Source organism: Legionella bononiensis (assembly GCF_016786215.1).
In the GTDB taxonomy this organism is placed as follows: Bacteria; Pseudomonadota; Gammaproteobacteria; order Legionellales; family Legionellaceae; genus Legionella; species Legionella bononiensis.
Genome location: NZ_JADOBG010000010.1, coordinates 269,311 through 286,461, shown reverse-complemented (window position 1 = coordinate 286,461; position 17,151 = coordinate 269,311). Strand labels below are relative to the sequence as shown.

Genomic DNA, 17,151 nt, shown 5'->3' with positions numbered 1-17,151 from the left:
ATTTTTTTAAAGAAATTATTTATGCTGTTCAATGGAGTAGTGTTGTTTTAATTAATTATGGAGAAAATAAAGGCATAATGGATTGCGATAATACTTTTTTAGATTGACTGCTAAGAAAGTCTATAAGCATCAAAGAGTACATAGGTATAAACATCTCAATAACTGCAGAAATTTCGTCATCTCATTCGAATTGACGAAATTTCTGAGGTAATTAAGAAGCACCCCGAATGCAAACTAATTAATTAGTTCGTCAGGATAACTCTTCCTCACTTTTTTTAATGGCTTTCTCACGTTCGAGAGCAATTCGGGAAGATAAACTTTTTACGACATCAGTAAGTTCCTGAGGATCAATTACATCGCGTTCTTCAGGAGGATAACTTGTTGCCAATTGGAAGTCCTTAATCAATTCATTCGCAACTGTACCGGCATATTTATCTTTAGCTCCAGCAAGGCGCTCGATCATCATCATCTGATTTCTTGTTTCATTAATAGGCAGTAAAGACTCGGAAAATGCCGCTTTATCGCTGGCTAAAATTGGAGGAGCATTACTGTTGATCCGAAGAGTACTAAATATAGTCAAGGCACCTTCAACTTCTTCTTCTATAATATCCTCAACCGGTTCGGGCTCATTATGACCGTGGAAAGCGATTAATGCCGCAACTCCTCGTTCAATAGGCTCCTCAATATTCGATTCTCTTAAGGCTTTGGTAATTAAAGTGATCTCTTCATTTTCAACGTCTTTATTGATGCTTAAATCACCACTGTCCAATATCTGTTGGAATGACGACAACTGTTTTTGTAACTTCATCAGATAATCATCAGGTGGTGGTTCAACTTTCAAGAATTGATTAATTTTCAGCTGCTTAACTGGCTTTGGATTCGCATAGAACATCCGTGCCCGAACAATTTTGGATTTAAAGAATATATGTGCTTCACCCTCGGTCTGTTCTTTTAAGTCCAATAAATCCACGCGAGATCGTTTTTCAAAAGATGAACTTTTAGTATCCATATAACTATTAGCGATACTGGTATCTTTAGTCTGAAATGAATCCACTTTTGTCACATAGGCTTCACCTGCTGTTTTAGTGAAGAAATCCCAGGTTTCGGTCGGATCTTCCAGTTTCATACAAATTTTAATGTTGGTGTTAGCGCCAATTGATGCTGCTTCTTCTTTAGAAGCCTTTTGGAATGCCGGTAAATCCTGTCCCGCAAATATAGCTGAGAATCCTAAAGAACGCGCCTGAGCTGGTACCACGGCGAAGCCTTGAACCGCATAATATCCATACTCATCAAGTATACACATATAAGGTGTAGGCGCATTGGTTGGTTTTCTTAAAATAACGTCGCGATAATCCCCTTCTACTTCTTCACCAAGTCCTGCGGCCATCATAGCTTTTAGTGAAGACACAATAATCTTGCCGAGGTTTGATAACTCATCTGGAGATTTTTCCAAGGCAGGTAATAGCACCACTAAAATTCGTCGATTCAAAACAACGTCTTTAAAATCCACTTCAGCCAAATTGGTTCGAATAATATGGCCATAAGTATCCGCTAGTGATGAGAAGCTTCGTACTAACTGCATTGTAATAAAACCATGTTGCTCCAGTACCTGTGATACCTGTTTTCCTTTTTTTTCTTTATTGTAACCCGGTAGAGTATTCAAATAATTTCGTAAGGGATCGGTTACCAGCTTAGGAACCTGCTCGATATTAACGCTCTCCTGATCATCACGAGGAAAAACCTTATCAATAACTATGGATTCCAGCCGTTGAAGGTCAAAATAATTTCGTATGGAGTTTGCATCCAGGAGAATAGCGCCATCATCACGCATATAAACCAGTAAACGCATTAAAGCTTCTACGAACGCGATAGCACGGCCTTTCCACATATCACCATCAGAGGATTGTCCTGATCCTCCCATTAAACTCACTACCAACTGGGTTAACATACTTGAAGAACCCTGACAAAAAGGGTTTAACGTATTGGATAGCCTTTTTTCCTGTGGACCAACAATATCTCGTGCGCCAGTCATAAAGTTAATTAACAGCAGGTCATCTTCTCGCCCCATACTTCGAACCATAGAGAAGACCTTTGCATAAAGAGAGTTGTCCCCTTTACCATCCACATAGATGAATCCACTACCCTGTACCAGTGCATTATAAGCAAGAGAGACCAGACATTCTGTTTTACCACTACCTGTAGAGCCAAAGATTAGAGCATGTGTTCTCATATCATCGTTTGCAAACCACAGCTCTTCACCAGTTTTTCTATCGTTACCGAAAAATGCAATTCCTCTTGCTATATTGGGTTTATTAATTCCCGGCTTCAAATCATTATAATCTTTCACGCGAGCAATTTGTGGCAGACGGAATGGTAGTTTTTGTTTTCGGGTATAACTGTAGAGGAAACATAGAGTCCCTATTATCATCAATAAGGTTGCTACTTCAGAAAAATAATAGGCCGCCGCGGACAGGGCAAACAGTAAAATCGCAATATTCGTGGGATCCGCAAAAAAATCCGCTAATCTTTGGGTTAAAGTTCTAGTATCCCTTAAGAGAAGGGTTGGATCTAACTCATGTCTACTATCAATACCGCGCATCATGGCTCTAACTCTCCCATTTGACGAGGTGTTAATTTAATCTCTTTAATTGCTACTTCCAAAGCTCTAATCGCTTCATCAATCATAGGGACTAATGAACGACGACCCATCTCTTTTTCAGCACGCCAATGAGCAAATGGACCACCGACCTCAGCGTAAGGTGTTTGCCTGCCTACACAATTAAGCATATACCATAATCGTCTATCCACGGGTTTTAACCAAAGAAACTCAGAACTTGGAACCACTCCATCATCTCGTGCTCCTTCAAGCAAGGAAGCCATTACGGTCAGCATGTAGGCATGCTTTGATATAATTTCCTGAACATTTTCAGCATTTTGATACTTTTTAATCACTGGTTTTGCGACTGAAAAATCAGGTTTTCCGGAGACAAAAGTCGCATCCAATACTTTTAGTATGTTATTTGCCGCATCCCTATCCCTGTTCATCCGTGCGATAAAAACCGCAGCCAAAGCATAAGCCTGAGGGGTTAAACGCTCAAAACCATCCCAATAAGGTCCCAGTTGCAAGGTAAAAACTCGTTTTGCATCACCACGCCTGACGCCTGCGGTCATTTCCTGACCAGGTATAGGGTTATCCAATATGGCATCATCCTTTCTCAATAACTTATATTTTCGGGCAAACTCCATAGGAGTCATAGCCATAGCCCAAGGCCCTGTATTGACATCCTGACTGACTAAATCTTCTTTAATGATTGGCATAATTGCTGGCCAATTGAATTGCTCCTGAGCTCTCAAACTTTTCATGTCATGAGCTCTACGGAACTTTAAGGTTATATTCGATTTATAAAGAACTATGGCTAAAACGATCAAAACAAGAACAACTGGATAACGCATAAAATCACCCACGTTACCCGTCATCTGTACCAATTGCGCCCAATCTACAGTCGATGGGTCAAGAGTTTGCATCAGGTATATCTGATTGGTTAAGGCTTGATTATTGATGAACAAATTAACCAATTTAGCCTGCCAGACATTTATTTGAAACACAACACTGACTATGTATTCATGTCCGAATTTCCAAATAAGAAATCCAGTAATAAACAACAGTATGATAATCCATACTGGTGCCATACCATTGTCTGAGCCTGATTGCTGTTGCTGCTGAGCCATTGTTACAAACTTTTAATTAGGTTGTTTAATTCAAGTATATACTGCTCTGAGATAAATTTGCGATATTTTCGCTAGAGATAACGCAAATTATGAAAATTATCAATAATCTATTCGTTTTAAAATCGTCTCTGTTTGCTGTTTCGTCTGCTTGAAAATAACTGCTTTCTTATATTTTCAATTTTTAAACATCAAGAGGATGAATCAGGTTAAGAAATTTTAATCAATCGGTTTCGTTCATATTTATATACACCACTGATATGTACAAAACGACTGATGTTATCCAAATTTAAAGTTTTATCTTTCAGGGTCAATAACATTTTACCCAGTCTATCAACAGGGGCCTTATCAGAAGAGAGCGGTAAAATATCAGACTGATTAATATAAATCGCGACATAAGCTTCATTTTGTTTATTTTCTTTCGTTTTTAACAAGGCTTTAACATCTGCTTCATCGGCATATATAGGTCGAGAGATCATTTGCTTGGGGAGATTTGCAATAATTTTCTCCCATGATTGAATTGTAGTACCATCAGCAGAATACAAAGAAATGAATATTTCCTGTTGACCGCTTCTTAATGCTATACGGTTTGCCAGATGGGATTCTGCTTTAAGTTGAGCGCGGCTGCTGGCTCCCAATTGATTTATAAATCCATCACGAATTTCAATTAAATTTTTACCGACAACTTTTAAAAAATTGGATTTATCCCATGGCCCTTTTTCTATGGCATCATTTAAAGCTTTTAAAACTGCTTCATTTTGTTCATCTGAGAGTCGATCTTTCATAACATCAATACTTTGGTTTGAGGGTAAAGCACCCTAAATTAATCCGCATATAAATGAAGTATAACAGCATTTACAAAAATCGATGAGAGGAATTCAACGAATATAAGTTTATAACCCAGGAGATGTGTAAGATGTACTTACATTTTCATCTTGCTCATATTGTGCAGCTTCGGATTGATTGACTATCTTGTTGTCCAATCCATTTTGCACGCCTATTGCACAGTCAGCCAATAACTTTACAGCAAATTGATAATCAGGATCATCAGGTCTTAAACTAAGCGCCCTTTCCGTTTTATCATGTAATCCTTTAACAGGGGCTAACACTTTTTGATGGACAAATTCTGAGGGTACTCCTGCCTTTTCAGCCGATGTACTGATATGAAAACCGTATCTGTTGTCTCCGTACTTTAGATTTCCATCGCTTGCATTTGACATTCGGTAACTCCTACATATATAGCTTTATAAGGTTAGTCTAGCAAACTAAATTATCGAAAATATTTGCTTCCTGAATAACTTTCGAATTCTTTACAAAAATTTAGAGTATGCGTTTAATCATACATTAATTCATCTAAAGGAGTGTAATCTCGACTTGGTCCTCCTTGTATTAACTCATTCACTACATCAGTCATACATAACAACCGTAACACATTTGGAGTGACTTCATCAAATACTACACGTATCCCTAATAACGCGCCTTCAGTCTCATCAAAAGTTGCCCCTAATCCATACCCAAGACAAAGAGAACACAATTGATCAGCTCGCTTGGCTATAGCAGGCAATAAACCAGTATCTGAAAATACCTCATCGTAACTTACAAATCGATCATTCAAATAAAACTTGGCATTCAACGCTGCGGCAATTATCCCCATACATTTACTGATATCTCGTTCCATTTATCTCCACCATGGTTGCGAAGATTTAATGGGTCCCGCCAGGATACTTCTAATCCATCGCAAGAAAACAGGTATGGTAAAGCCATAATGTTCAACGATACCAAAGAATACGGCTGAGACTAATACCAAAATCCCGGTCCAAACCCTGATATGCATTAAAAACAAAAAAATTGGAAACGCTGCTCGAGCATCCACAATAAAAAAGCGAGCACTTCGTGCTGAATCACGCCAGTGACTTGTTGCAGAAAAACCCCCAGCCATACTCTAACCTCAAGAACAATTCTCTTAAGAAAAGTATATACCTAAAAAAAAGCTTTCGCACCAGACTAAATTGAATATTTAAGTCTTTAACGTATTAATTAAAACTGGAATTTATTCCATTGGAGAAAATTCTTTTGAGAGATTCGCTCTTAGACTGTTAGTAAGAACATCTTCCATTTTATTTGATGGTTTTAATTGAGGAGTAGAAGTGAATTGATTTGTATTCGCATCAATAGGCTCTGAACTGTCCTCAGCAAATACCGTAGAAGTACCTGAGGATTTTTTTTGCCCATGCATTTTTGCCAACATTTTAGAAGTACTATTAATATCCATAAGAACTCCTCACGAAACATCTATTGGATTAAGATAGCACAAACAAATTAAGGAATTATTAAGAATTAACTATTTTTTTAAAAATTCAGGAGCTGCTGATCAAAAAATCACATCAACCCCCACCTACAGCGGCATATCTATTGATAATAAATAATCAGTCCATTCCTATTTAAGCTACTTTCTTACCTGCTTCATCGATAAGATCTTTTAATACCAACACCATAGAATCTGCTGTCTCTTTATCGTATGGGACAGAATTGATCGATGTTTGCCAAATGCCTTGAGGCCATAGACTATCCGTTACCTTTCGTGCAATGACATGCACGTGCAACTGAGATACTACATTGCCAAGAGCACCGATATTCAATTTATCTGGATTAAAATAGGTAGTCATTAGAAGAGACAATTGATTCATTTCTTCCATGAGTATCTGACGTTCCTGTTTCTTTAACTGATAAATTTCTTGAATGTTTTCAACTCTGGGAACCAATATAAACCAGGGAAATTGAGCTTCATTCTTTAAAAAAACTCGGGATAATGGCCAATCGCCAAGAAGAAAACCTGTGGATTGAATTCGCTCATCGATACAAAACAAAAGACTCTCACACTGAATATTAATTACCTATTCTAACAAAACAGATTTCATAATTTAAATAAGTCATCGATAAATTTTAATAAACCTATTGAGTAATGATCCCATTTTAAGTTATGTTGAAATATCCTATTGAAAAATAGGCCGTTAACAATTGTCATTTAAGGACGAATGCAATTGATCAGCTGACACCCAAACGTCAGTCGACGATTGATAAGCTTTAGCAAAAGGAGGATTCATGGCTAGAGGCGAAGTCAAATGGTTTAATAATGCCAAAGGTTGGGGTTTTATTATTCCGGAAGGTGGTGGTGAGGATATTTTTGTTCATTTCTCATCGATTCATGGCACTGGTTACAAAACACTGGTTCCAGGTCAGGCAGTCACCTACGATGTGGAAAATGGCGAAAGAGGCCTCCATGCTTCAAACGTTATTGCACTAAGTGAGACGACTGAAGAAGAAATGGCTTGATTTGAGTAATCTTTTAAACTTTAGCGCAGCAGCATCTTTAATAATTGTGCTGCTGCGTCCATCATATTGATGTATTATGACCCTTATTTAATACATGGGTCCGAATATGCCGATGAAACAGGGTTTATTACTTATTAATCTGGGCACACCAACCAGTTCTGACGTTTCAGCAGTCAGAGCCTATTTAAGTGAATTTCTAACAGATAAGCGAGTTATTGATATACCTGTATTTTTGCGTTATTTACTTGTATATCTTTTTATTCTACCGTTCAGAGCAAAAAAGTCAGCCCATGCCTACCAATTAATCTGGTCGGAACAGGGATCGCCTTTATTGGTTCACAGTCAAAAACTAATCAATCAATTACAATTAAAATTGGGTTCTGATTTCAAAGTCGTCCTGGGAATGCGTTATGCCGCTCCCTCCATTTTAAATGCTCTAGAGCAGTTAAACGAATGTGATTCCATTACCATTCTGCCTTTATATCCACAATACTCCTCTGCAGCTACAGGCTCATCAATTGAAGAAGTGATGCGTATTCTGGCAAACAAGGAAGTCATCCCATCATTAACTGTCATTAGAGAATTTTACCAACATCCCTCGTACATTAATGCTCAAGCCCAAGTCATACGTAATCATATGAGTGATAACGACTTTCTTCTCTTCAGCTATCATGGAATACCTGAACGACAAATTCAAAAGAGTGGGTGTAAGACTGTATGTCAGGAGAGTTGCCCCATTGTGTCAATGAATAATCAAGGATGCTATAAAGCACAGTGCTATCAGACCAGTCGACTATTAGCAAACGCATTAAACTTAAATGAAGACCAATACAAAACGTCCTTCCAATCCAGACTGGGTAAAACCCCCTGGATAAAACCCTACACCGATGAACTATTATCTGAATTAGCGGCACAAGGAGTTAAGAATCTTGCAATAGTTTGTCCATCCTTTGTTACTGATTGCCTTGAAACATTGGAGGAAATTGGAATCAGAACCAGAGAACAATGGCTCCAATTGGGTGGCAATAAATTTACCTTGATACCGTGCATGAATGATGATCCGGATTGGATTAATGCGATTCTTGATCTCTTAAAAAATACATGATCAACTATTGGATTCATAAATCAATTGATAAACAACAAAATAACCATGCTAAATGATAAATAATTATTGATAAACGATAATTTATTATTATAATATTGATGAATTCAACTCGATTGAGGGTATTTATCATGCAGAAAATAATACGAACCAGTCACATTTTATCTTTTCTTTTTCGCACACTCTGTTGGGCTCTACCATTTGGTACAGCCTATCTGATCCTGTTTCATTTGGAAGCAATGTTAGATTGGGGGGCATGGCACTCTATCTTTTCAGGAACCCTTATTGAAAACCCCTCTCAGTTCTCATTAACTCATCGTTTCATTATTCTCACTATAGAATTAGTTCCAATATCCATTACCGTTCTTATCTGCCATCTACTCGCCAAACTCTTTCGTTTGTATGAACAAGGGGCTTTATTTGAAGAAGAAAATATTAAATTAATTAAATATATTAGTATCTACATGATCCTTGGAGAATTAATTCAATTAATTTATCAACCACTGATTACCGCAGCATTGACCTTTAATAATCCTGCTGGTAAACGCATGATGAGCATTACTCTGGGATCAACCAATGCGAGTACGCTGATTACTGCGTTCATTCTTCTGCTTGCTTCCTGGATTGTTAAAGAAGCCCATCAATTAAAAACAGACGCCCAATTAACAATTTAAGGATAACAACATGACTATAATTGTTAATTTGGATGTCATAATGGCTAAAAGAAAATGCCGACTCAAAGATCTGGCAGAAGCAATTGGAATTACCGAAGCCAATTTATCCATATTAAAAAATGGTAAAGCCAAGGCAATTCGTTTTGCTACTCTTGAAGCAATCTGTAACTATTTACAATGCCAGCCCGGCGATCTCATCGAATATCAAAGAGACCCAAAACACGAATTAATAGACTGTGTTTGATAAAAGGTCTCACAGCAACAAGGCAACACAGACAACACAATAAAATGAATGGACTATTATATGATCAATTGAGCCTAATAATGTCATAATAGCCATTAGAGAGAACATACGCCTCTAAAGGCTCACACCCAACAATCTAAACCTCAAATTAGTCTTATGAATTCATATCCATAGGGTATACATGGTTCAGGAAGCTCCTATATGGCTCCAGTGCACTATAGAATTATAAAGGCGATGCACTTAAAAGAATCATACTGGAAGAGTTCAATAAAAAGATAGAACACTGCGGTACAATCAGTGATAGGTGGGGATTTACACGATGTGGAGAAGATTCCTATTTATCCCAGAATTATTAATAAGTTACTTTCAATCCTATGGTCGGACGATTTCATTTCCTGTACTATGTCGACCTTGTTTTTATAACGTGTTCTTCAGGAGATTATATTGAAACGGATCTTTTTTTTAATGACTTTTGTTGCTTCTCAAGCCATAGGCTCTGTATTCAGTCATGAAGATGTGCAGCATTTAAAAAAGCATTTTTTTGCTAATTTTCACCCCAATGGAGCTATTGTAGCCTCCCCTTCACAACATGAACCTAATTATTATTATGACTGGGTACGAGATTCCGCCATAGCGATGGGGCTTATTGAAACCTGGTATGAATCCACTGATGCAGCAAAATATAAAAATCGAATGTTAGATTATGTTTCTTGGACACAAACCATTCAACACCAACACAATCCTCTTCCTGGACACGATATTTTGGGTGAACCCAAATTTTATATTGATGGTTATCCCTTTGATGGTCCTTGGGGTAGACCACAAAATGATGGTCCAGCGCTACGTGCATCTGTTCTCATCCGTTTTGCTCAAAAGTTGCTGGATAAAAACGAAGTGAATTACGTACAAACCCATTTATATAACAAAAGCCTGGATCCCCAAACTATGGGCGTGATCAAAATGGATTTGGAATACACGGCTCACCATTGGCAGGATGCTAATTTTGACCTTTGGGAAGAAGTTCTCGGAGATCACTTTTTTACAGCTATGGCACAAAAGAAAGCCATGATGGACGGAGCGGAACTGGCTCATAGACTGAATGATGAAGAGGCTGCGGTTTATTATGAAATTCAAGCCAACTTGATTGATAATCGCTTGAAACAACATCTTGATCATAAAAATAAATTGATTCAGGCAACCCTCTTACCTCATTCGGGCCCACAGAAAACTTTGGAACTCGATACCTCAATTATTTTGGGAATCCTCATTAATCCGCAAAGTACTGGTGTGTTTTCACCCCATCATCATTTTGTTAAAAATACCGTGAAGGCATTACATCAACAATTTAATTTAATGTTTCCAATTAATAAAAACAGTTCTGGAGCAATATTGTTTGGACGATACCCAGGAGATACCTACGATGGGTACCATACAGACAGCATGGGAAATCCCTGGTTTATACTCACTGCGACAATGGCGGAGTATTATTATACATTGGCAGACAGCTTAGCCTTCACGCCCACTAATAAGCCATTAATAATCAAATATGTAAAAACAGGGGATGAATATTTAAAGCTCATTAAAAAATATGCCCCTGAAATGAAATTAAGTGAACAGATAAATTTGGATACAGGTGAACAACAAGGTGCCAATTCACTTACCTGGAGTTATGTTTCAGTGCTTCGTGCTCTCAATTTAAGAGAACGAATGGACCAGAAAATTAAAGCATAGATTAACTCGTTTACCTTAACATCATGATCTTATAGATTTTAAAATTAACGCATCATCCCCAACAGGATGATGCTTCTATTTATCATAAATATTGCCAATCAAAAACAAATTGAAATCTAAAAATCCTCAACAGCACGTTCTCTCTTCAATATATATCAAATACGCAAAGAGCACCCAAGTTGTTTACAGAATGAACTATAATTTTAAAATCGGTTTATAATTTTGAAATGAATTGATTTTAAAACAACTCATAAAAATATGGAGAATGATAGATGAGCGTTTTACGACCCATTCAAACCGGTCAATCCTTCGCGAAAGATCCATTAATAGCAGCGAAGGAATTCCATGCTGCTGTCTATCAACCAAACATGGAACTGATTGTATTTTTTTGTTCGAGTCATTATGACCTTGATGCACTAGCAAATGCATTAAATTCCCTTTTTCCAAATGAGCAGATTATAGGCTGTACGACTGCCGGTGAAATTGGCCCCGGTGGTTATTCAGAATATACCCTTTCAGGAGTGAGCTTCTCGAGCAATGGCTTTAAAGTAGCGACAGGATATATAAATGATTTACAGAATCTGAATAATGAAAAAAGCCAGGAGTTTGTTAATACACTCCTTCAACAACTTGAAGTTAAGGCACCTGATACAACGCCTAGGAATAGTTTTGCATTTTTGATGATTGATGGTATGTCACTTCAAGAAGAGCCAACAGCACGAATGTTCCAAAATGCACTAGGAGAAGTAACTCTATTTGGGGGATCTGCAGGTGATGATCTTAATTTTAAACAAACCTGGGTATTTTCCGATCATGCCTTTCATGCGGACAGCGCAGTTCTTACACTAATTAACACAACGTATCCTTTTAAAATATTCAAAGCACAACATTTTGTGGGATGTAAAGAAAAATTGGTAGTCACTCAAGCAGATCCTTTACAGCGCATTGTTTATGAAATTAATGGCTACCCAGCTGCTGAAGAATATGCGCGTCATGTTGGTACTCAAGTTACTGAACTTGACCCCATGCAGTTTTCTGCTACACCTGTCGTGATACGCATTAACGGGGTAGACTATGTTCGTTCTATTCAAAAAGTTAATCCCGATGGAAGCTTGACTTTTTATTGCGCAATCGATAACGGACTCGTGTTTATGGCTGCTCATGGAGTTGATCTTGTCAACAACGTGAAGCAAACCTTCAAAGAAATTCAATCAGATATTGGCAAGCCACAACTAATTTTGGCTTGTGACTGTGTATTGCGCAATTTAGAAATGCAAAGCAAAGGCTTGAAGAAAGAAATTGAGCAATTGTTTAAAAACAACAATGTCGTTGGTTTTAGCACTTATGGCGAACAATTCAGAGGAGTTCACATCAATCAGACACTCACAGGGCTAGCTATTGGTGAATCCCGGAACAATAAAAATGACTAACAAACCAATGAAAAACCAAAATGAACAAGAACTCCGCAATGAAATTGAACGGCTCAATAAAATTATTAATGCATTGATTAATAAAGCAGAACAAGATATGAATGCGCCCAGAACAGAGTTTGGGGTATTCAAGGATACGATTATATTGGAGGACAAGATACGAACACGCACCAAAGAACTAGAGATGGCACTTCAAACAAATGCCAAGATAACCCGTGCTCTGCAAGAAGCAAAAAAACAGGTTGAATTAAGTGAGCACTATTTACATGATATTACATCAGCACTTGGAGAAGGAATAATAGTCATCAATAAAGACGCATTGATTGAATTTGTTAATGAGGCTGCCTGTAGACTATTGGGTTATACTGAGACTGAACTGTTAGGTAAAAATTCCCATTATTTATTTCATCATTCCTATCATAATAAAACTCCTTTTCCCATAGAACTCTGTAATAACATAAGGGTAATACAAACAGAACAACCTTATTCAAGTGATGATGAATATTATTGGCGTAAAGATGGAACCTGTTTTCCCGCTTCAATTATAACAACTCCTATCCTGTTAAAAGGAAACACCAAAGGAGCTGTTGTCGCATTTCATGATATCACTCAATCTATAAAAGAACGCAATCGATTACGTGAAATGCAGTCAGCAATTGAACAAAGCCCGGCATCAGTACTAATTTTTGATAAAAACAGAACGATTATTTACGTTAATCCTCAGGTCACAAAATCAACGGGGTATACCAAAGAGGAACTGTATGGTAAAAAAACAAATATTTTTCATGGTGATCTAACTCCTGGAAACGCCTATACAAAATTGTGGCAAACCATCCAATCAGGAACATCTTGGAATGGGGAACTTCTTTATTGTCGAAAAGATGGCAGCCATTTCTGGCAATCCTGGAATATTGCCCCCGTATTTGATGAACACGGAGTGATTCAACATTTTGTTAGTGTAGGAGAAGATATTACCGAGAAAAAGAAATTGCAAACTATGCTTCAAGATATGTCTTATATGGATGGATTAACCGGTATTGCAAATCGTCGTAGATTCGATGACTTTCTAAAGGATGAATGGAATCGTGCATGTCGGAATAAAAAACCTTTAGCAATTATAATGACCGATATCGATTTCTTTAAGCGGTATAATGATAGCCTTGGTCACCTTGCAGGCGACGATGCTCTAAAGCGTGTTGCTCAGGCATTTAAAAGCACAATACGTCGTACCACCGACTTGATTGCTCGATATGGTGGCGAAGAATTTGCCTGTATTTTACCAGATACTGACCTGGAAGGTGCAAAGTTAATGGCCGTGGCGCTTCAAAATGCAGTTTGTGCACTAAAACTATCGCATCCCGATTCAAACGTTTCTGAATTTGTAACAATCAGTATAGGCGTTGTATCCTGCATCCCGTTACACGGTGAGCCCATCAATTTATTAGATCTTGCTGATAAAGCGCTGTATCGCGCTAAAACTTTAGGACGTAATCGTGTTGAACTTATTGATTCAATGGAACTTAAGTAAAACCTATTGAAAATAACCTCATGATCACAAACAGATCAAATCAATAAAACGCTCAAATCACTAATAAATGCTGAGCTGTAAACAATGCCCCTGGTCTATACATTTATTTACAACTCAACTTTATATTATGAACTGATGATTACTCTTCATAGTAACTACTCACCCAGTAATCAACGAGGAGAGTATCCTCTTTGGCAACGTCGGTTTTGGGAGCATCGAATTCGAGATGAATCAGACTTACAAGCACATATCGATTACATCCACTTTAACCCTGTTAAACATGGATATGTACCCTCAGCTAAAGAATGGCCGTATTCCAGTTTCCATCGTTATGTTCGGAATGGAGTATTGCAAGAAAATTGGGGATATGATGGGGTCCAAGGAGAGTTTGGAGAGTGAATGAAGGTGAACTGTAAACCTAGAATACGGCCCTCTGGACCTACTCCCAGGCTACGCCTGCTGCCGCATACTACCCTGGAAAAAATTACGCTTATCCCTATTCCAGGTAATCATTTTCTGCGGTTTAGTGTACCTGAGTATAGATCCTTGTTGCTACCTGGTTATGCGGAACAAACAACTTGGTGACGTAGGGGCTCTTCTCGCAGGGGCAATTGAGATGATTTGCAGCCGAGAATGGTAATTGTCGACAGGCCCTGGTGTATACAAAAAAATAACACAGTGTTTATGGTATGCTGAAACTGTTCCTATCATGCAGACTTCATGTTATAAAGCGGCAAACTGTAACATTGGTGCGTAATTTATCGGTTCGCATACCATAATCCAGTTTTTTTTGATTTCATGGAGTTAATTAAAAAAGATTCCAATCTTGCCTGCGAAATTCCCGTTACAAAATCAAAAAAATCAGATAAGGAGATTCTTCATGCCCTACAACTACAATAGAAATGTCGGAAAACCGGTACTTGTCACCCATAGAAAAAACGCGACTATAGATAGAGATAGCTACCGCCGAGGTATTGGGGAGGAAGCCCAACGCAGAAGAGGAAGGCATTTTTGCGATTCATTTCAAAAAGTATTTTTGCCTAAGTCGTGTTATAGAGGAAACGTGTTGTTTTACGTTACTTGCGGCTTATTGCTCACGGGACTTATCGTTTGCACTGTAAACGAGATCCAGTATAACGCGCCATCTTCATCAAACTCTCCAGATGCGGCTGATAGCGATCTGCTGCCTTATGAGCACGGTGAGAGCAGCAAGATTACGCCAATTCGTTCTGGTTCAATAACAAATAATTCTACGGCTCCCCCTCGTTTTTTTCACTCTCATCGGCCTCGCACACCATCAGATGATTCAACCCTCTTATTCACAAGAAAAGCATTGTTAGTTAAAGCTAGCGATGGCTCTGAGCATTTACTCTATGCTGATGACTCATCCGGACATTCAAGTGATATAGATGATTCATCGATTCCAAGTATTCGATCGGTTCCAGATGATCCAAAGTCCTATAGACATTTTTATATCCGTTATCTTGGTATTAACCTTGGCATCAAAGCATCATCGTACGATATGTGGGAAATATGGTGGCATACGCATCTCACTACCAAAGAAAGACATTTCAGTCCCCATTTACAAAGGAGCGCCTTGATACGTAGACACGGATATGAGGGTTATGTCAGCCATGTTGTGGCATCCGCTTTAGAATTTAGTAGGGCATGGGATCCGGCGTGGTTATCTCTTGACAAGCAGCGCCAAAATTCAAAAATGGTGCTTCAATGTGCTGAAATTTCCTTGTACTGGATGACGCAAGTTCAGGAATTCAGTATCTTCATATTGACTGCCAAAGACATCTTGAAGATGAAAGAAATCTATGAATCTCTTGTTAACGCCAGGCTTCCAAAGACTAGTGAACATTTTCATGTCAATAGCGAGATGCACTCCTCTTTGATGCGTGTGTTCATTGACGCATGTGATGGTACATTAAGCACCATTAACAAAGAACCAACCCGGTTTGATCACCAAAAAGAAAATAAGGCAATTCTTGATGAGTTTGTAACACAACTGGCCTCAACAATCCTAGAGTTCAAGAAGATGACGCTTGACTATGAGAGCCGTGCCAAGGAAGAAGAACACCATTCAGCTCGCGTCACGCCATAGCCTGTTTACAACACCCAATGTAGTGGGCAGATGACTACCTCGAGCCGGCGTAGCCTGGGAGTAGGCCCAAAGGGCTGTATCCCAGGTTTTCATTTTACTACCATAACTCAACAATCACCTATAAAATGCTATTCATAGGAAATCCAACTATATAAACAATTAAACAAATTAGAGGGGCAGAGCGAGCTTTCATTATCTTAAAACAAAAGACAAGATCTGAACCTCATTTTCATTATGTTCAGACGGGAATAATCCAGGAACATTGGGGATAGGATGGAGTCCATGGAAGGTTTGGAGCGTGAATGTGGAATGAAAACCTGGGATACGGCCCTTTGGGCCTACTCCCAGGCTACGCCTGCTTTAAATAAGTCATAGCGCAATTAAATTTAACAATAAATTCCCGAATCCAGACAAAATCTAATATCGCTATCTTTTATTTTTTTGATCAGGTTTCTAAGATTATAAGCCTCATTTCTTTCGACTGCATTGGCTAGTAAAGAATCTATGGTTCTTGTTTTCAAACACAAGGTTTCAGCAATTTTCTTTCTTGAATACCCATGATTTAATAAATAGATAGCTTCATATTCTCTATTGGTTAAATATTCATTCTTTTTTGCTAAATTAAAATAGTATCTGTTGGCTTTTGTAAGTGCTTGAGGTGGTGAGGTTGGTTCGGTTACGTCGATTGTGACCCCCGGAATTTTAATTGCTTCTTTTTCTGCTTTTTGTATTAATTGTTCAGCCTTGTCATAATAGAAAAAAATAAAATGCTCTAATGCTGGAATTAATTTAATATAATCACTTTTTTGCAAATTTGATTTTTCATTTGTACCAAAAACAAAAGCTTCATACATTCCTTTCTTAATATTCACTAACTGAAAAAGATTCCTAATATCATAATTATTTCTGGAAACAGTCAATTTATCATTTGCAACCTGACGCATTACTGGATCTTTAATGGTTTCAACTATGTCCTCAGCAAACAGATGCCTTTTTTGCTTTAGTTTGCCAAAATCAAAATCCAAAGCGCCTGCAATTTCATTTTCGAGAATAGAGCGAGCTCGCTCATCGTTTGTAGAGAGCCATGCAATTGTACCATTTTCATAAATTCGAACATGTTCAAAATAAGAAAGCCCGGAATCTAAAAGTGGCTTCGCAATTTCACAAATGTGTTCTCCACAAGAAACTGAAATATGATTTTTAGGAATTGCTATAGTCATTTCAAACATAGTGCGATAATATTATTCATAGTAGCAATATATTATATTTATTA

18 protein-coding genes are annotated in these 17,151 nt (G+C 38.0%); 9 read left to right on the top strand and 9 right to left on the bottom strand.

Annotated elements, in window-relative coordinates:
* Nucleotides 1-250: 250 nt before the first annotated feature.
* From IZU94_RS06540 to IZU94_RS06505, 8 genes are all read right to left on the bottom strand, one after another.
* Nucleotides 251-2,602, bottom strand: a complete 2,352-nt coding sequence (locus tag IZU94_RS06540; protein ID WP_203109143.1) for a TraM recognition domain-containing protein — start codon at nt 2,600-2,602, stop codon at nt 251-253.
* Nucleotides 2,599-3,729 (bottom strand): type IVB secretion system coupling complex protein DotM/IcmP, encoded by a 1,131-nt coding sequence (gene icmP, locus IZU94_RS06535; RefSeq protein ID WP_203109141.1) that lies wholly within the window; start codon nt 3,727-3,729, stop codon nt 2,599-2,601. Before icmP ends, IZU94_RS06540 begins: the two co-directional genes overlap by 4 nt.
* Before the next feature lie 206 nt (nt 3,730-3,935).
* Nucleotides 3,936-4,511 (bottom strand): Dot/Icm secretion system protein IcmQ, encoded by a 576-nt coding sequence (gene icmQ, locus IZU94_RS06530; RefSeq protein WP_203109139.1) that lies wholly within the window; start codon nt 4,509-4,511, stop codon nt 3,936-3,938.
* Between the two features lie 108 nt (nt 4,512-4,619).
* Entirely contained in the window at nt 4,620-4,946 is a 327-nt protein-coding gene (locus IZU94_RS06525) for a hypothetical protein (protein ID WP_203109137.1), read from the bottom strand.
* A 113-nt stretch (nt 4,947-5,059) separates the two neighbouring features.
* A complete protein-coding gene (locus IZU94_RS06520; protein WP_058472389.1) occupies nt 5,060-5,404 on the bottom strand; it encodes a type IV secretion IcmS family protein in 345 nt (114 codons plus the stop codon).
* Entirely contained in the window at nt 5,405-5,665 is a 261-nt protein-coding gene (gene icmT, locus IZU94_RS06515) for an IcmT/TraK family protein (protein ID WP_058472388.1), read from the bottom strand.
* 111 nt (nt 5,666-5,776) lie between these two features.
* Complete coding sequence (locus tag IZU94_RS06510; protein WP_203109135.1) at nt 5,777-5,998, bottom strand: hypothetical protein; 222 nt, start codon at nt 5,996-5,998, stop codon at nt 5,777-5,779.
* Between the two features lie 169 nt (nt 5,999-6,167).
* Nucleotides 6,168-6,593, bottom strand: coding sequence for an HIT domain-containing protein (locus tag IZU94_RS06505; RefSeq protein WP_203109133.1), 426 nt, complete (start codon nt 6,591-6,593; stop codon nt 6,168-6,170).
* A gap of 235 nt (nt 6,594-6,828) precedes the next feature.
* Here IZU94_RS06505 and IZU94_RS06500 point away from each other — a divergent pair, with 235 nt between their 5' ends.
* From IZU94_RS06500 to IZU94_RS06460, 9 genes are all read left to right on the top strand, one after another.
* Nucleotides 6,829-7,059: a cold-shock protein gene (locus IZU94_RS06500; protein WP_203109131.1), complete on the top strand. Its 231-nt coding sequence runs from the start codon at nt 6,829-6,831 to the stop codon at nt 7,057-7,059.
* A gap of 112 nt (nt 7,060-7,171) precedes the next feature.
* A complete protein-coding gene (gene hemH, locus IZU94_RS06495; RefSeq protein WP_203109553.1) occupies nt 7,172-8,164 on the top strand; it encodes a ferrochelatase in 993 nt (330 codons plus the stop codon).
* A gap of 128 nt (nt 8,165-8,292) precedes the next feature.
* Nucleotides 8,293-8,835, top strand: coding sequence for a DUF2975 domain-containing protein (locus IZU94_RS06490; protein WP_203109129.1), 543 nt, complete (start codon nt 8,293-8,295; stop codon nt 8,833-8,835).
* Nucleotides 8,836-8,845: 10 nt separating this feature from the next.
* Nucleotides 8,846-9,079 carry a helix-turn-helix domain-containing protein gene (locus IZU94_RS06485; protein ID WP_203109127.1) on the top strand — a complete coding sequence of 78 codons (234 nt, stop codon included), beginning with the start codon at nt 8,846-8,848 and terminating at the stop codon, nt 9,077-9,079.
* Between the two features lie 465 nt (nt 9,080-9,544).
* The gene (locus tag IZU94_RS06480; protein WP_203109551.1) at nt 9,545-10,810 is read left to right on the top strand and encodes a glycoside hydrolase family 15 protein; all 1,266 of its coding nucleotides are present in this window, start codon (nt 9,545-9,547) and stop codon (nt 10,808-10,810) included.
* Between the two features lie 272 nt (nt 10,811-11,082).
* Entirely contained in the window at nt 11,083-12,240 is a 1,158-nt protein-coding gene (nosP, locus tag IZU94_RS06475) for a nitric oxide-sensing protein NosP (protein ID WP_203109125.1), read from the top strand.
* Nucleotides 12,233-13,768, top strand: a complete 1,536-nt coding sequence (locus IZU94_RS06470) for a sensor domain-containing diguanylate cyclase (protein ID WP_203109123.1) — start codon at nt 12,233-12,235, stop codon at nt 13,766-13,768. The genes nosP and IZU94_RS06470 overlap by 8 nt, the downstream gene beginning before the upstream one ends.
* A gap of 135 nt (nt 13,769-13,903) precedes the next feature.
* Nucleotides 13,904-14,167, top strand: a complete 264-nt coding sequence (locus tag IZU94_RS06465; protein WP_203109121.1) for an REP-associated tyrosine transposase — start codon at nt 13,904-13,906, stop codon at nt 14,165-14,167.
* A gap of 481 nt (nt 14,168-14,648) precedes the next feature.
* Nucleotides 14,649-15,878: a hypothetical protein gene (locus IZU94_RS06460; RefSeq protein WP_203109119.1), complete on the top strand. Its 1,230-nt coding sequence runs from the start codon at nt 14,649-14,651 to the stop codon at nt 15,876-15,878.
* Nucleotides 15,879-16,264: 386 nt separating this feature from the next.
* On the opposite strand, the gene IZU94_RS06455 is transcribed toward IZU94_RS06460, so the two are convergent.
* The gene (locus IZU94_RS06455) at nt 16,265-17,107 is read right to left on the bottom strand and encodes a helix-turn-helix transcriptional regulator (RefSeq protein WP_203109117.1); all 843 of its coding nucleotides are present in this window, start codon (nt 17,105-17,107) and stop codon (nt 16,265-16,267) included.
* Nucleotides 17,108-17,151: the final 44 nt, after the last annotated feature.

Coding starts and splice junctions, on each gene's coding strand:
- IZU94_RS06500 (WP_203109131.1), top strand. CDS start 6,829: ATGGCTAGAGGCGAAGTCAAATGGTTTAATAATGCCAAAGGTTGGGGT.
- IZU94_RS06540 (WP_203109143.1), bottom strand. CDS start 2,602: ATGATGCGCGGTATTGATAGTAGACATGAGTTAGATCCAACCCTTCTC.
- icmP (WP_203109141.1), bottom strand. CDS start 3,729: ATGGCTCAGCAGCAACAGCAATCAGGCTCAGACAATGGTATGGCACCA.
- IZU94_RS06520 (WP_058472389.1), bottom strand. CDS start 5,404: ATGGAACGAGATATCAGTAAATGTATGGGGATAATTGCCGCAGCGTTG.
- IZU94_RS06455 (WP_203109117.1), bottom strand. CDS start 17,107: ATGTTTGAAATGACTATAGCAATTCCTAAAAATCATATTTCAGTTTCT.
- IZU94_RS06460 (WP_203109119.1), top strand. CDS start 14,649: ATGCCCTACAACTACAATAGAAATGTCGGAAAACCGGTACTTGTCACC.
- hemH (WP_203109553.1), top strand. CDS start 7,172: ATGAAACAGGGTTTATTACTTATTAATCTGGGCACACCAACCAGTTCT.
- IZU94_RS06480 (WP_203109551.1), top strand. CDS start 9,545: ATGACTTTTGTTGCTTCTCAAGCCATAGGCTCTGTATTCAGTCATGAA.
- nosP (WP_203109125.1), top strand. CDS start 11,083: ATGAGCGTTTTACGACCCATTCAAACCGGTCAATCCTTCGCGAAAGAT.
- IZU94_RS06510 (WP_203109135.1), bottom strand. CDS start 5,998: ATGGATATTAATAGTACTTCTAAAATGTTGGCAAAAATGCATGGGCAA.
- IZU94_RS06470 (WP_203109123.1), top strand. CDS start 12,233: ATGACTAACAAACCAATGAAAAACCAAAATGAACAAGAACTCCGCAAT.
- IZU94_RS06485 (WP_203109127.1), top strand. CDS start 8,846: ATGACTATAATTGTTAATTTGGATGTCATAATGGCTAAAAGAAAATGC.
- IZU94_RS06525 (WP_203109137.1), bottom strand. CDS start 4,946: ATGTCAAATGCAAGCGATGGAAATCTAAAGTACGGAGACAACAGATAC.
- IZU94_RS06465 (WP_203109121.1), top strand. CDS start 13,904: ATGATTACTCTTCATAGTAACTACTCACCCAGTAATCAACGAGGAGAG.
- icmQ (WP_203109139.1), bottom strand. CDS start 4,511: ATGAAAGATCGACTCTCAGATGAACAAAATGAAGCAGTTTTAAAAGCT.
- IZU94_RS06490 (WP_203109129.1), top strand. CDS start 8,293: ATGCAGAAAATAATACGAACCAGTCACATTTTATCTTTTCTTTTTCGC.
- icmT (WP_058472388.1), bottom strand. CDS start 5,665: ATGGCTGGGGGTTTTTCTGCAACAAGTCACTGGCGTGATTCAGCACGA.